Here is a 13,283-nt window from a genome sequence, read left to right on the forward strand (position 1 = left end):
GCGCTCACCCGTCGAGGGTGAGCGCCGCCGGGGCCGGGCTAGCTCACGGCATCCGGAGCACGCTCCGTCAGAGTCTCCGACACCGGTTCGGCTCGCGGATCACGTGCCACTGGCGCGATGTCCGCGTCCCCCTCCGGCCGACGCAGCAGCTCGATGAGGATCGCGAGGACCAGCAGGCCCGCTCCGACTCCGATGACCACCCCGAACGACACCGGTCGCGTGACGATCAGCAGCGTCATCGCCGCGAGCGCACCGACGAGGAAGATCGGACCTCGGAAGCGGTCCACCCCTCGACCGAAGGCACCGGTCGTGAGGCCTCGCTTCTCGGCCGCACCGCGTACGGCCGAGAACCCGCTCTCGAGGAGTCCCCTGAACGCGACCGCCGTTCGACCCGAGCCTGCGAGCCACGCCCAGATCGCGATGAGCACACCGACGAGGGCGAGCGCGGCGATCGTCCCCGCAAGGAGCGACGTGAGCTGTTCGAACAGCGCCGTCGCCGCCGCGGCCGACATGATCGACGGGCTCACCGCGCGGATGAACACACCTCGCCCGATGCCCATGCCCGCCGTGAGCAGCAGGAACACGAGAGCGAAACCTGCGCTCGACCAGAAGAGCGCTCGAGGTCGATCGCGCATCAGCAGCACGCCGGCGACGAAGAGGCCGAGCACGAGCCACGGCAGCCAGAAGCCGCCGATGTCCGCGACCTGGTACACCGTGCGCACCAGTGTGAGGGCATCCGCCTGGGCGATGGGAATCGACCTGTCGATCTCGGGGATCACGTCGGCGAGGCCGATCCCGCGCTCCGACATCGCCTCTTTGACCCGGTCGATCACCACTCCGAGTTCGATCGTGACCGCGCCGTCGTCGCCGAGCTGCACCGCCGTGCCCGGTGCGTTCTGGATGATCGCCGTGGCCCGCTCATGGGTGAAGCGCAGCGACTGCGTCCAGATGTCGGCGAACTGGTCTGACCGCACCACATCGCGCACCACTCCGTCGATCAGCGAGATCGCGCCGTTCGCGGCGGGGCCCTCGAGCAGCGAGATCGCCGTGTCGGCGCGCGGTGGAAGCCCGAGCGACCGGATGCCGTCGAACACCTCGCCGACGACCGCCGAGATGTCGACCTGCTCGTCTATCGCGGTGGTCACCTGATCGGCGACGAAATCCTGCACATCCGGATCGGACGCGAGCGGGGCGAATGTGGCGACGAAGCGCTCGGTGTCGACCAACTGCAGACGGGCCCAGGTTCCCATCGCGGCGACGGGCGCGAGCACCACAGCCAGCACGAGCAGGATCGCACCGACGACGCTCTTCGCTCGGAATCGTCGCTTCTTCGGCGTGCGGAGTTCGTCGTTCTCCCGTTCGAGCGCGACGACGCGCTCGCGGAGCTCATCCAGTTCACTCATCCGAGTCCCCTCCGTTCTGCGTCGCTCACCCGAAGGCGGCGATGCCCTTGCCGATGATCACCACACCCAGCACGAGAAGCAGCACCGTCATGATGACGGCGTTCTCCGCCTGCAGCCAGTCGCGCAATCTGCCCAGCGGCGCGCGCAGGCGCTCCGACGCGAGCAGGAATCCGACGACCGGGATCAACACCGTCGACGACGCGAGGATCGTGTAGATCACCACCACGACGACCATGTCTCCGACACCGAGCCCCGCGCCACCCAGAGTCACGCCGGCACTGGCTCCGAGCAGCAGGTTCTTGGGGTTCAGCGCCGCGAGCAGCAGTCCGAGCCCGAGTGCCGCGAAGAACGTCATCCCGTCGATCTGCGCCATCCACTTCGGCATCTCGGGCTGTGCGCCCGGCTTCGGCCGACCCCGCCATTGGCGCACCGCCATGAGCAGCATCAGCACACCGAGGACGAGCTGCACCACCCCGAGAATCGGAGTGGCTCCGTCGCCGGACTGGTCCGGGAGGACCGACGAGAGGGCGGCGAACAGCACAGCCACGATCACGATCCCCCCGAGCCATCCGACGAGGAAGCCGACCCCTGTGGAGCGGGCGCGGGGAGACATCAGCATCAGGATGCCGGCGATCACCGGCAGCGGGCTGATCGCGATGCCCACCGCGAGCGGCAGCAGCTGACCGATCACCGGACCCATGACGTCTCCCTCTCCTCGCCCGCTCGGCCGCTCAGCTCAGCAGCTTCTGCTTCGCCGCGGAGAACTCCTCCTCCGACAGCACGCCGGAGTCTCGCAGCGATGCCAGCTGCTGGAGCTTGGCGATCATGTCGTCTGCGCCGCCCGCAGCCGGAGGCGCAGGGGGAGCTGCGGGAGCGGCTGCGTACTGCGCCGCCGCGTTCTGGGCTGCAGCATCTATCTGCGCCTGCTGCTGGGCGGCCTCGTACTGCTGCTGCTCGTACTGTCCCTCCGCCCGCTGCTGCTGGTGACGCATCGACGCCCCCGACACCGCCGACGCGGTTCCTGCGACGACTGCTGTTCTCGCGGCGAGTCCGATCAGTCCCGGACGGCCGAATCTCCTCAGAGGCATGTCACTCTCCTTCCTGCTCGAGGATGTCCATCATGGCGTTGACGACCGGGGCGGGGATGCGGTCGGTCCGCAGCACCTCTCCCCCGGCACGTGCGAGGTTCTCGGCGAGCGCCCTCGCGAAGGCGAGCTCGAGCACGACGATCGCGGCCGAGCTGCCGGCGGGCACGAGCTCGGCGAGCATCTCGATGTCCTCGTCGCCGGCGAGACCTGCGGCCAGCGGGTCGAGCTCGCTGAGGCCTGGCACCTCGCCCGCTTCGAGGTCGAAGACCTCGATCTCCCCGTCGTCCGATTTCGCGAGGACGACGACATCGAGCAGTCGCACCGTCCCCGCGCCTATGAGGTCGTCCAGCGCTCCGAAGATGCTCGGATCCGGATGCCTCCCCTCGAACCCGACGAGGTAGTACTCCACGGGTCCGTAGCGGAAATCATTCATCTCGTGTTCCTCTCTCTGACGGTGCGCGCGCGCTGAGCTCTTCGATCGCCGCACGATTGGTGTCGAAGACCCTCTGATCGTCGAGGATCCCCAGCTTCTTCAGTCGGTCTTCCGCCGATGCGCGCAGACGGCTGAACGACACCGTCACGCCATGGGATCGCATCGACTCCATGAGGCTCTCGAACGATTCCGCCGCGGTGACATCCGCATCGGTGACCGCCTCCATGTCGATGACGAGGTGGCGCACGGCACCCGGCCCCGGCGCCTCGACCGCCGAGCGCACCGCCGTCGCGAACGCATCCGCATTCGCGAAGAACAGCGGCGCAGCCATCCGCACCACGACGATCCCGGGTGCGGTCATCGCGCCCGGTTGCGCGGCGTCGAGCAGCGATGCCGTCGGCCGATCATCGTCGGCGAGCACGTCGATCGCCGGGCTCGACGCGCGTCTCGCCAGGTTGATGAGAGCGAGCACGAAGGCGATCAGGATGCCGGGGATCGAACCGACGAACAGCGTCACCAGGAAGCACACGGCGCCGATGGCGAACTCGAACCGATCGATCCGCCACAGTGCGGCGAATTCCCTGATGCCCAGCAGCGGGAGGATCGCGACCCCCACGATCGCGCCGATCGCGGGCGAGGGGATGTCCTCGAGCAGTCCGGTGCCGAACAGCAGCAGCAGCAGGGTCCCGGCGGCGAGCACGAGCGAGGGCAGCTGGGTGCGCGAGCCCGACTGGTCCATCGCCGCGGTGCGGCTGGTCGACGACCCGACGGCGAAGCTGCCCTGGGCCCCGGCGGCGATGTTCGCGACGCCGAACGCGAGCAGGTCTCGGTTCGGAGACGTGCGGTAGTGCCGCTTCTCGCCGTACGAGCGGGAGACGAGCAGCCCCTCGGCTGTGGTCACGAGGGTCAGAGCCATGGCCGACGGCACGAGCAGCAGCCACGTGTGCCAGTCGAGCACGGGCCAGGTGAGGGTCGGTGCGCCCGCAGGCACCTCGCCGAGCACGGCCACGCCACGATCCGCGAGGCCGGTGCCGAGCACCACCACGGTGGCGAGCACCATCACGACGAGCGCCCAGGGCACCGCGCTCAGCATCCGCCGACCCAGCACGAGGATCGCGACCGACGCGATGGAGATCGCGAGCGACCACGGGTTCGTGGTGCCGAGACCCCCGACGAGACCCGCCAGCTTGTCGACGAACTCGCCGCCTGAATCGATCGAGACGCCCAGCATCTTGGCGATCTGCGAGACGAGGATGTCGAGGGCCAGGCCCCCGACGAATCCGACCAGGATCGGCTTCGAGAGGAAGTTCGCGAGGAATCCCAGTTTGAAGACCGCGAGCAGCACGAACATGACGCCGCAGATGATCGCCTGCGCGAGTGCCATGGTGATGTAGTCGTCTGAGCCGGCCGCGGCGAGGCCTCCGATCGAGGAGGCGACCAGCGCCGCCGCCGCCGCGTCCGGCGAGGCGACGAGCTGTCTCGACGAGACGACCAGCACGTAGACGATCGTCGGCACGACGAGTGCGTAGAGCCCTGCGGTCGGGGGAAGACCTGCGATCTGCGCATACCCGATGTTCAGGGGGATCGCGATCGCGAGGAGCGTGACGCCGGCGAGCAGCTCGCGCACGAGGTTGTGACGGGTGACGCCGGCCAGCGGTCTCTGCACCTCGTCACCTCCGCGCTCGCGCCCTCGATGCGGGACGATGTGCCCATGCTGACATCGGTGCGTCTGCGGAGACGCCGCCGCTCACCCGAAGCGGGTGAAGGACGCCGGTCACTCGATCGGCGGCGTCGTCTCGCTGTCCTGGCGCGGGATCCACACCTGGCGGATGACGATCAGGATCGATGCGGTGATCGGGATCGCGACGAGCGCCCCGAGCAGACCGAGAAGCGTGGCGCCGATCATCGCGCCGATGATCACGAGCACGCTCGGCACGGCGGCAGCGCGACCCATCACCCGCGGCGTGACGACGTAGGCCTCGATCTGGATGTAGGCGAAGTACGCGATCACGAAGATCAGCGCAGCCGTCGGGCTCACGAACAGCGTGGCGATGCCGCCGATCACGAGGAAGACCAGTGACCCGATCATCGGCACGAGGGTGACGAAGAACGCGGCGATCGCCAGCACCGCCGGCGCGGGCGACCCCACGAGCAGCTGGAGGACGAGCACCACGGCGGCATTGATGGACGACAGCGTGACTCCCCCGGCGACCACCCCGCCCACCGACGACGTCACCTCGTCGAGCAGTCGTGAGAAGCTCGCTCGCCGATAGGCGGGGACGAGCCGAGCGGCTGACTGCTTGATGCTCTCCAGCGACGCGACGAAGTAGAGCGTCAGCACCGAGACCATCACGAAGCTCGACACCGCCCCGATCACTCCGAATCCCGCTTTCAGGACCCCGCCCGAGATCGTCAGGAACGATGACAGGGTCGTGAGCGACTGCACCCCCTCCGCGACCACCGCCGAGAGGTCGACGCCGAGATTGCGTTCGAGATCGAGGTACCACTGGCTCTGCTGCATCGACTCGATCGTCTCGGGCGCGCCGACGACCACCGCGGCGAGCTGACGCACGATGGCCGGAACGACGACGAGCAGGATCGCGACGACGAGCAGCAGGAAAGCGACCGCGACGATCGCGACGCCGATGGGGCGGCGCACGCCGCGGCGTTCCAGCGCCCGCACCGCCGGATCGAGCCCGAGGGCGAGGAAGACGCCGAGGAAGATCGACATCAGCACGGTGGAGATGCCCGCGATCGTGGCGGCGATCGCCATCGCGAGAAGCACTCCGAGGGCGACCGCGAAACCCGAGCGCAGCGGATGCGCCGGGAGCACTCGCTGCAGACGACCCCACCGCGACGGGGTCGCCGGCGTGGCCACAGGATCCTGCGGGTCGGTCACATCCACACGAGGACTGTATCGAGGCGTCCGGACGGGTCCGGGCGGCCGCTAGCCCGCTCCGGGTGAGGGGGCGGCGATTTCGATGATGCTCGGTGCCACTATCACCACAGACAGAAACTCAACGAGAGGAGTCTGCAATGTCCATATGGGATAGCTTCTGGGCCATCATCTGGTGGTTCTTCTGGGCTTTCGTATTCATCTCCTACCTGATGGTGCTCTTCAACATCGTCGCTGACCTGTTCCGTGACCATGCGCTGAACGGATGGCTCAAAGCGCTGTGGATCATCTTCCTGGTCTTCGTGCCCTTCCTCACGGCACTGGTGTACCTGATCGCCCGCGGCCCCGGCATGGCAGAGCGCAACGTCTCGTCCATGCAGGCGCAGCAGCACGCGGCCGACAGCTACATCCGCAGCGTCGCAGGCAGCAGCCCGAGCGACGAGATCGACAAGGCGGCCAAGCTCCTGGCCTCCGGAACGATCACCGATGCGGAGTTCGCCTCCATCAAGGCTCGGGCCCTGGCCTGACAGCCGAGACTGGGGCGGGCGGACAGATGCCTCGCGAACTCGGGGATGTGCAGATCCTCGTCGTGAGGATCGGATCCGACCGTCCCAGTCCTGCACTGCTCGAGTCGCTGCTGCGCCAGGTCGAGACCAGCACGGTGCAGCTGCTCGACTTCTTCCTCCTGCATCGACGGAGCGAAGGGGGCTACGACCTCACCGAGATCGACGAAGCCGAGTTCTCGCTCGCCGGCCTGTCACTGCAGGTCGCAGGCCTGGTCGGCAGCGACGACGCCCGGCGCATCGCGATGGAGCTCCCTGTCGGCGCCTGGGCAGCCGTGGTTCTCGTGGAGCCGATGTGGTTCGCACAGCTCTCCTCCGACCTCGCCCGTCTCGGCCACCCGCTCATCGGAACCTATTCCGTGTCCGCGGCGACGGCCAACGCCGTCTGGGAGCGCGCCCGTCGCCGCACCTGAGGTGGGATATCACCCGGGTGCGGAGCCTGCGCCTCACAGCGTGGTCCGCACGGCCTCCCGTCGCGACGACACCGCCAGTTTGCGATAGATCGACCGCTGATGGGTCTTCACCGTGTTGATGGACAGGCCCAGCTCGCTCGCGATCTCCGGGAGGGTGCGAGAGGTCTGCAGCTGCCGGAAGACGTCTCTCTCACGGTCGGACAGCGAGCCGGTCACGGGACTCGCTGCATCCGATGCCAGGCATCGGCCGATGAAGTCCTCGAATTCGGAGCCATGGTGCACGTGCTCGCTGAGGAGTCGCCGGACAGCCGTCTCCCGGCGCCCGAACGGCAGACGCACGTTTTCGCCTGACGCGACCGCGATCGCCGCCTCGCACAGGTCATGCGCCTTGTCGTGATCGCCCACGTGACGGCGCATGACCGCGGCCGTGATCAGCGTCGATGACTTGACGTACGAGACCTCCGCGAAGATGCGCATGGATCGCAGCATCTCCAACGCCGCGGCGTAGTCTCCACCCCGGCGGAGCACCCCGGCGAGCGCGACGCCGATGAGGGGGAGGTCGGGGATCGCCAGGTGTCGGCGAGCGATCCGCAGGGCTCGCTCCTCGTTTCCGACGGCCTCCTCGAGGAGTGCGATGGCCGACTCTCGGAACACGGGCCACGAGACGCCGTGGAGCAGTTCGAGGGGGATGTCCTGGACGCCGATCGCAGCCCGTCGGCATGCTGCGGCCTCGCCTCCCTCTGCGGCCGCGTACGCCAGCATCATCCGCGCGACCGCCGTGAATGACGGGTCATGCCCGCTGGTCAGAAGCACCGCCTCGAAGTGCCGCACCGCATCGTCGGTCTCACCCGCCCAGTAGGCGACCAGACCGGCTGCTGCTGAGGTGCTGCCGCCGGCATAGCCGATCGCGGCCGACAGCGCGGTGCCGGGTGCCTGGATCTCGGCGAGGGTTCTCTCCGCATCCGTGAACCGGCCCTCCCAGGTCTGGCCGAATGCGAGGTGGCCGAGCGCCCGCTTCCACAGCCCCACCTCGCCCGAGCCCTCGATCTCTCGGGCTGCGGCGCCGAAGTACTCGGCCGGAAGCGTGGGGTTGGTGGGATGCCGGATCTCCGACCATCCGATGAGGTAGTTGACCGCGGCGCGGTCGACCGCGAGGTCTTTCGAGCTGGCGAGCAGCGAGCGCAACGTGGAACCGGCAGACATCGCGTGCTCGCGGTCATCGGCGACGAACAGCTGTGCGATCGCGAGGGTCGTCGAGCACCCTCCCCCGGCGCGCTGGTGTGCGGCCTCGGCGCGATCCAGCAGCTCGCGGGCGAGATGATGCTCGCCCAGCACATCCGTCGCGCAGGCTCGGACGGCGAAGATCTCGGCGTCGTCCGGGTGATAGCCCAGCAGGACGGTGGCGAGGCGCTCGACCTCGGCCGCGCACACTCCCATGACCAGACGCATCCAGTGGCGCATGAAGGTGGCTCTGGCCCCCGTCGGATCGTTCGCCCGCAGCGAGTGAGCGACCGACATCAGCGGATCGGTGGCCTCCCAGAACTGCGCCACGCGTCTATGACGCTCGGCGCTGCGCTCGGGATCCTTGCGAGCGATCTCGATGCACTGCCGGGCGAACGAGCCATGCCAGCGGTAGACGACACCGTGCGGCGCCTCGAACCGGTCGAGGAAGAGCCCGAGCCTCACGCAGTCGTCGAGCAGCGACGCCGCATCGGCACGCCCGGTCACAGCGCTCGCGAGGTCTGGCGTGAGCTCATGACAGATGGCGGCATCGAGCACGAACTCTCTGGTCCCGTCAGGCAGCGCGCTGAGCACGTGGTCGCGCACGTAGTCGCCGAGGAACGCGGATGCCGTGGCGGCGTCGGATGAGGGGCGCGCCCCGCCGATCGCCACGAGCTTCACGGCGATCGGCCATCCGTGCGTCTCGCGCAGGATCGTCTCCGCGTCCAGTCCCGTCGCCCCCACGCCCTCGATCCGCTCGATCTCGGACCGCGTGAAGCGCAGTGTGTCGGATCCGACGAAGGCGCCGGGGTCCATCAGATGCTCCCGCGACAGCGTGATGTCCAGAAGGGTCGTTCCCACGAGCACCAGGTGGAGATTGTCCGGCGGCTGTTCGGCCAGCAGTCCGAGCAGTCCGTCTCGCCAGTGCTCACCGGCGCGCTGCGCGTCGTCGATGACGAGGTGCACGATGTCGTCGACCGTCTCGAGGCCCTCGCAGATCTCGGCGTAGGCACGCATCGGGTCGAGGAGACCGCGTGTGAGGGCGAGGGAGCGGCCCGCTCTCTCACTGCCGACGATGAGCGCATCGATCACTCCCTGCGCGAGGAACCCGGATTCAGCATCCGACGGAGTCAGAGCGAGCCAGGCGAGTTCGTCGGTGCCGGATGCCCATTCGGCGACTGCCGTCGTCTTGCCGTATCCGCTCGGAGCGCTGACGACGCTGAGGTGCCGCCCGCTCGCCGCCTCGACCAGCGCATCGTTCACACGCGCTCGCCGCACGCCTCCCGGTTGTCGTTCCGGAGGGCGGAAGCGCACAGCGGGTACAGGACGAGACAGGCGCGTGGGGGAGGCCATGCCCTCAACCTAGCGACGGGCGGTATATCGGACAAGAGCATGTCTCCCTGACGATCACCAGTCGGTGGGAGCGGTTCCACGTCGTCACGTTCCCGACGACACCGTCCCGCGAGCCCTCACCCGCATCGGGTGAGGGACACGCCATCCGCGCCGTCCTCGGTGCACTCTGAGATCAGCGCGCCGGATCGCGCGCGGGGAGGTTCGCGATGACGGATGAGGCCGGCCATGGGTGAACTGCTGGTCACACTCATCCCCGTCGCGCTCGGAGTCGTCCTGAGCCCCTTGGCGATCATGGCTCTGGTGGCCGTGCTGCTCTCCCGACGAGCGAGTGCGAACGGCATCGCGTTCCTGATCGGGTGGGTCGTGGGGCTCGCCGGCCTTCTGGCGCTGGCTCTCTGGCTCTTCGGCGTCTTCGAGGTGCACGGGCTTCGCGAACCGCCGCTCTGGGTGCCGATCCTCCGTCTGGTGATCGGGCTGTTCCTCGCGGGCGCCGCCGTCTGGGTCTACCGCAAGGGCTCTGCGCGCATCCGTCAGATGGCCGCCGCATCCTCGCCGCAGCAGGTGGTCGCGGCCGCTCCGCAGCTGCCGGGGTGGCTGCATGCCGTCGAGACGTTCCGGCCCGTGCGCACCGGATTCCTCGGGCTGGCGCTCTTCGTGCTGAACCCCGTCGACGCGTCCTGCGCCATCATCGCAGCGCTCGACATCTCGCTCGCGCAGGTCGGCGACGACGCGGTCTGGGTCGCCCTGGCGTTCGTGGTCGTCGGGACGTTGCCCATCGCGGTGCCGGTGTTCTACGTCGCGATCCGAGGCGAGCGCTCGCAGCCGCTGCTCGACTCCGCCCGACGATGGGTCGCCGGAAACACCCACGTGATGAACGCCGCTCTGCTGCTCGTGATCGGCGCCCTCCAGCTGCAGAAGGGCATCTCAGGGCTCCTGTGAGCGAACGAATTCGTTGCGTCATGACGCACCATGACTCGCCCCGATCCACTTCGGGTCGGCCGGCTGCACTGCTCGGGAACACCGCGTTCCCGAGAGACGAAGGAGGCAGAGATGGTCCGTGAATTCCAAGGGAAGATCGAGCTCGACGTCCGCGATTCGCAGGCGGACTGGGACGCCTTCCTCGCCTCGCCGCCGCCGCAGGGGGCGCCGAACGTGCTGGTGGTGCTCTACGACGACACCGGTATGGCCGCGTGGTCCCCCTACGGAGGCAGGATCAACATGCCGACCATGGATCGGCTGGCGAAGAACGGTCTGACGTACTCGCAGTGGCACACGACCGCACTCTGCTCACCCACGCGTTCGACCTTTCTCACGGGCCGGAACCACCACCAGAACGGCTTCGCCACCATCTCGGAGTCGTCGACCGGATTCCCGGGCTACAACTCGCACATCCCCGAGTCGAACGCGACCATGGCACATGTCCTCCGCGACGCGGGCTGGGCGACTTTCTGGGTGGGCAAGAACCACAACGTCCCGATCGACGAGTGGACCGCGGGGGCGTCGAAGAAGCACTGGCCGCTGGCGCAGGGCTACGACCGCTTCTACGGCTTCATCGGCGGCGAGACGAACAACTGGTATCCCTCGCTCGCGGAGGACAACCATTACATCGATCAGCCCTATCTGCCGGAGCAGGGCTACCACCTGTCGAAGGACCTCGCCGATCAGGCGCTGACGATGATCCGAGACGTCAAGCAGACCGAGCCCGACAAGCCGTGGTACCTCTGGTTCTGCCCGGGTGCCAACCACGCGCCCCACCACGCGCCGCAGGAGTACATCGACAAGTACAAGGGCGCGTTCGACGACGGCTATGACGCCTATCGCGAATGGGTGCTCGCCCGGATGATCGAACGCGGCATCCTGCCGGAGGACACCGAGCTCACCGCGTTCAATCCGATGCCGGACGGCACGTTCAACCCCACCGACGAGGTGCGGCCCTGGGACACGCTGAATGACGAGGAGAAGGCGATGTTCTCGCGGATGGCCGAGGTCTACGCGGGGTTCAGCGAGTACACCGATTCGCAGATCGGACGCATCGTGGACTATCTCGAGGATTCCGGTCAACTCGACAACACGCTGATCCTGTACTGCGCCGACAACGGGGCGTCCGGTGAAGGCAGCCCCAACGGATCGGTCAACGAGGGCAAGATCTTCGGCGGCTACCCCGACGACGAGGCGGAGAACCTGCGGATGGTCGACAAGCTCGGCTCTCCGGAGACGTACAACCATTACCCCACCGGCTGGGCGGCCGCCTTCTCGACGCCCTACAAGATGTTCAAGCGTTACACCTATCAGGGCGGTGTCTGCGACCCTCTGGTGATTCACTGGCCCGCCGGAATGCGGGCGCGTGGCGAGGTGCGGCATCAGTACCACCACTCGACTGACATCGTGCCGACCATTCTGGAGGCGTGCGGGGTGCAGTTCCCCGACGTGTACAACGGCGTCGAGCAGACGCCGCTCGCGGGGGTCTCGATGACCTATTCATTCGATGCGGCCGCCGACGGGCCGACCGAGAAGCACACGCAGTACTACGAGATGCTCGGCCAGCGCGGCATCTGGCACGACGGCTGGAAGGCCGTCGCCGTGCATGGCCCCATGGCCGGCACGAGCGGGTTCGAGAACGACGAGTGGGAGCTTTACCACACGGATGTCGACAGGGCGGAGGCCGTGAACCTGGCGGCCGAGCACCCGGATCGTCTCGAGGAGCTCAAGGCGCTCTGGATGGAAGAGGCGAAGGCCAACGATGTGCTGCCCCTGAACGACCTGCAGATCATCGGCAACCCGAAGGACTTCGAGACCTTCGTCGCGATGGAGTTCCACCAGCCGACCCCGCCGTCCGGACGTTTCGTGTACTACCCGGGCACGACCGAGGTGCCGGAGCGCTCTGCGGCGAACACGCACAACGTGTCGTACAAGATCGCGGCCGAGATCGAGTTCACGCCCGAGACCGAGGGCGTCATCTTCGCCCACGGCTCACGGTTCGGCGGCCATGCGCTCGTCGTGAAGGACGGCGAGGTGCATTACCTCTACAACTTCCTCGGGATCCCGCCGGAGGATCGCGTCTCCGCTCCTGCGCCGACCTCCGGCAGACACATCATCGGCGTGGAGTTCACCAAGGAGGGCATGGGCGAGCACCGCGAGGGCGTCGGTCCGGTGAAGCTGTACATCGACGAGCAGCAGGTCGGCGAGAAGAGGATCCGGACCGTGTTGGGACACTTCTCGCTCTGCGGCGAGGGACTGACGATCGGCCGTGACAGCGCCGACCCCGTCTCGTCTCTGTACGGCTACGGGTTCGACTTCACCGGAGGAGAGATCGCGCAGGTGGTGTTCGACATCGCTGATGACGCCTACCTCGACCTGGAGGCGCATCTGGCCGCGGCGATGGCCAGGGATTGACGGAGCGCGCACCCGGGATCTCGGCATCCCGGGTGCGCAGTCTCTCGCAGATAGGTTGTGCACAATTTAATCGCGTGCAATACTCGAGGTATGGCCGTGACCGATGAGATGGTGTGCTTCTCGCTGTACTCCGCCGCCCGAGCGACGACGCAGGCGTACCGTGCCCTCTTGGCCCCGTGGGGTCTGACCTACCCGCAGTACCTCGTGCTCGCGATCCTCTGGATGGAGGGCGAGCAGACGATCGGCTCGCTGGGCGACGCCATGCAGCTCGACTCCGGCACCCTCTCCCCCTGGTCCGCCGCCTCGAGCAGGCGGGCTACGTCGCGCGGGCCCGCAGCACGGCCGATGAGCGCGTCGTCACCGTGCGACTGACCGACACCGGCATGGCTCTGCGCACTGAAGTCGCTCCGGTTCACACCAAGATCGCCGCCCTCGCCGGAATGCAGGACGACGACCAGCGTCACCGCCTGATCACCGAGCTGCAGGAGCTCACCGCACGCCTGCAGCTCGCCGACTGACC

Annotated in this window: 13 protein-coding genes; 6 read left to right on the forward strand and 7 right to left on the reverse strand. The window is 67.8% G+C overall.

The window, feature by feature from the left end; all coding sequences use genetic code 11:
• Window positions 1–38: 38 nt before the first annotated feature.
• From ACZZZQ_RS00705 to ACZZZQ_RS00730, 6 genes are all read right to left on the reverse strand, one after another.
• A complete protein-coding gene (locus ACZZZQ_RS00705) occupies window positions 39–1,403 on the reverse strand; it encodes a coiled-coil domain-containing protein (protein ID WP_463506682.1) in 1,365 nt (454 codons plus the stop codon).
• Window positions 1,404–1,428: 25 nt separating this feature from the next.
• Window positions 1,429–2,103, reverse strand: a complete 675-nt coding sequence (locus ACZZZQ_RS00710; RefSeq protein ID WP_072591091.1) for a GAP family protein — start codon at window positions 2,101–2,103, stop codon at window positions 1,429–1,431.
• 31 nt (window positions 2,104–2,134) lie between these two features.
• Window positions 2,135–2,491 carry an SHOCT domain-containing protein gene (locus ACZZZQ_RS00715; protein WP_053095727.1) on the reverse strand — a complete coding sequence of 119 codons (357 nt, stop codon included), beginning with the start codon at window positions 2,489–2,491 and terminating at the stop codon, window positions 2,135–2,137.
• Between the two features lies 1 nt (window position 2,492).
• A complete protein-coding gene (locus ACZZZQ_RS00720) occupies window positions 2,493–2,924 on the reverse strand; it encodes a DUF6325 family protein (protein WP_053095726.1) in 432 nt (143 codons plus the stop codon).
• Entirely contained in the window at window positions 2,917–4,590 is a 1,674-nt protein-coding gene (locus ACZZZQ_RS00725) for a SulP family inorganic anion transporter (RefSeq protein WP_463506683.1), read from the reverse strand. The genes ACZZZQ_RS00720 and ACZZZQ_RS00725 overlap by 8 nt, the downstream gene beginning before the upstream one ends.
• A 108-nt stretch (window positions 4,591–4,698) precedes the next feature.
• On the reverse strand, window positions 4,699–5,829 hold the full coding sequence (locus ACZZZQ_RS00730; RefSeq protein WP_463506684.1) for an AI-2E family transporter: 1,131 nt from the start codon (window positions 5,827–5,829) through the stop codon (window positions 4,699–4,701).
• A 131-nt stretch (window positions 5,830–5,960) separates the two neighbouring features.
• Here ACZZZQ_RS00730 and ACZZZQ_RS00735 point away from each other — a divergent pair, with 131 nt between their 5' ends.
• Together ACZZZQ_RS00735 and ACZZZQ_RS00740 are read left to right on the forward strand one after the other, a co-directional pair.
• Complete coding sequence (locus ACZZZQ_RS00735) at window positions 5,961–6,347, forward strand: SHOCT domain-containing protein (protein ID WP_463506685.1); 387 nt, start codon at window positions 5,961–5,963, stop codon at window positions 6,345–6,347.
• Between the two features lie 26 nt (window positions 6,348–6,373).
• A complete protein-coding gene (locus tag ACZZZQ_RS00740) occupies window positions 6,374–6,796 on the forward strand; it encodes a DUF6325 family protein (RefSeq protein ID WP_463506686.1) in 423 nt (140 codons plus the stop codon).
• Window positions 6,797–6,829: 33 nt separating this feature from the next.
• Here ACZZZQ_RS00740 and ACZZZQ_RS00745 read toward each other — a convergent pair whose 3' ends face one another.
• Complete coding sequence (locus ACZZZQ_RS00745; protein WP_463506687.1) at window positions 6,830–9,280, reverse strand: LuxR C-terminal-related transcriptional regulator; 2,451 nt, start codon at window positions 9,278–9,280, stop codon at window positions 6,830–6,832.
• A gap of 315 nt (window positions 9,281–9,595) precedes the next feature.
• Here ACZZZQ_RS00745 and ACZZZQ_RS00750 point away from each other — a divergent pair, with 315 nt between their 5' ends.
• The 4 genes from ACZZZQ_RS00750 to ACZZZQ_RS00765 all read left to right on the forward strand — a co-directional run bounded on the left by ACZZZQ_RS00750 (window position 9,596) and on the right by ACZZZQ_RS00765 (window position 13,281).
• On the forward strand, window positions 9,596–10,309 hold the full coding sequence (locus ACZZZQ_RS00750; RefSeq protein WP_072591087.1) for a GAP family protein: 714 nt from the start codon (window positions 9,596–9,598) through the stop codon (window positions 10,307–10,309).
• A gap of 111 nt (window positions 10,310–10,420) precedes the next feature.
• Window positions 10,421–12,763, forward strand: coding sequence for an arylsulfatase (locus ACZZZQ_RS00755; RefSeq protein WP_463506688.1), 2,343 nt, complete (start codon window positions 10,421–10,423; stop codon window positions 12,761–12,763).
• Between the two features lie 90 nt (window positions 12,764–12,853).
• Complete coding sequence (locus tag ACZZZQ_RS00760) at window positions 12,854–13,135, forward strand: MarR family winged helix-turn-helix transcriptional regulator (protein WP_463497331.1); 282 nt, start codon at window positions 12,854–12,856, stop codon at window positions 13,133–13,135.
• Window positions 13,054–13,281: a transcriptional regulator, SarA/Rot family gene (locus tag ACZZZQ_RS00765; protein WP_463499915.1), complete on the forward strand. Its 228-nt coding sequence runs from the start codon at window positions 13,054–13,056 to the stop codon at window positions 13,279–13,281. The genes ACZZZQ_RS00760 and ACZZZQ_RS00765 overlap by 82 nt, the downstream gene beginning before the upstream one ends.
• Window positions 13,282–13,283 lie beyond the last annotated feature (2 nt).

Source organism: Microbacterium sp. AC132, from assembly GCF_979258525.1.

What these genes read in the sequence shown, in the direction of transcription:
- ACZZZQ_RS00705 (WP_463506682.1), bottom strand. Translation starts at nt 1,403, where the DNA reads ATGAGTGAACTGGATGAGCTCCGCGAGCGCGTCGTCGCGCTCGAACGG.
- ACZZZQ_RS00710 (WP_072591091.1), bottom strand. Translation starts at nt 2,103, where the DNA reads ATGGGTCCGGTGATCGGTCAGCTGCTGCCGCTCGCGGTGGGCATCGCG.
- ACZZZQ_RS00715 (WP_053095727.1), bottom strand. Translation starts at nt 2,491, where the DNA reads ATGCCTCTGAGGAGATTCGGCCGTCCGGGACTGATCGGACTCGCCGCG.
- ACZZZQ_RS00720 (WP_053095726.1), bottom strand. Translation starts at nt 2,924, where the DNA reads ATGAATGATTTCCGCTACGGACCCGTGGAGTACTACCTCGTCGGGTTC.
- ACZZZQ_RS00735 (WP_463506685.1), top strand. Translation starts at nt 5,961, where the DNA reads ATGTCCATATGGGATAGCTTCTGGGCCATCATCTGGTGGTTCTTCTGG.
- ACZZZQ_RS00740 (WP_463506686.1), top strand. Translation starts at nt 6,374, where the DNA reads ATGCCTCGCGAACTCGGGGATGTGCAGATCCTCGTCGTGAGGATCGGA.
- ACZZZQ_RS00750 (WP_072591087.1), top strand. Translation starts at nt 9,596, where the DNA reads ATGGGTGAACTGCTGGTCACACTCATCCCCGTCGCGCTCGGAGTCGTC.
- ACZZZQ_RS00755 (WP_463506688.1), top strand. Translation starts at nt 10,421, where the DNA reads ATGGTCCGTGAATTCCAAGGGAAGATCGAGCTCGACGTCCGCGATTCG.
- ACZZZQ_RS00760 (WP_463497331.1), top strand. Translation starts at nt 12,854, where the DNA reads ATGGCCGTGACCGATGAGATGGTGTGCTTCTCGCTGTACTCCGCCGCC.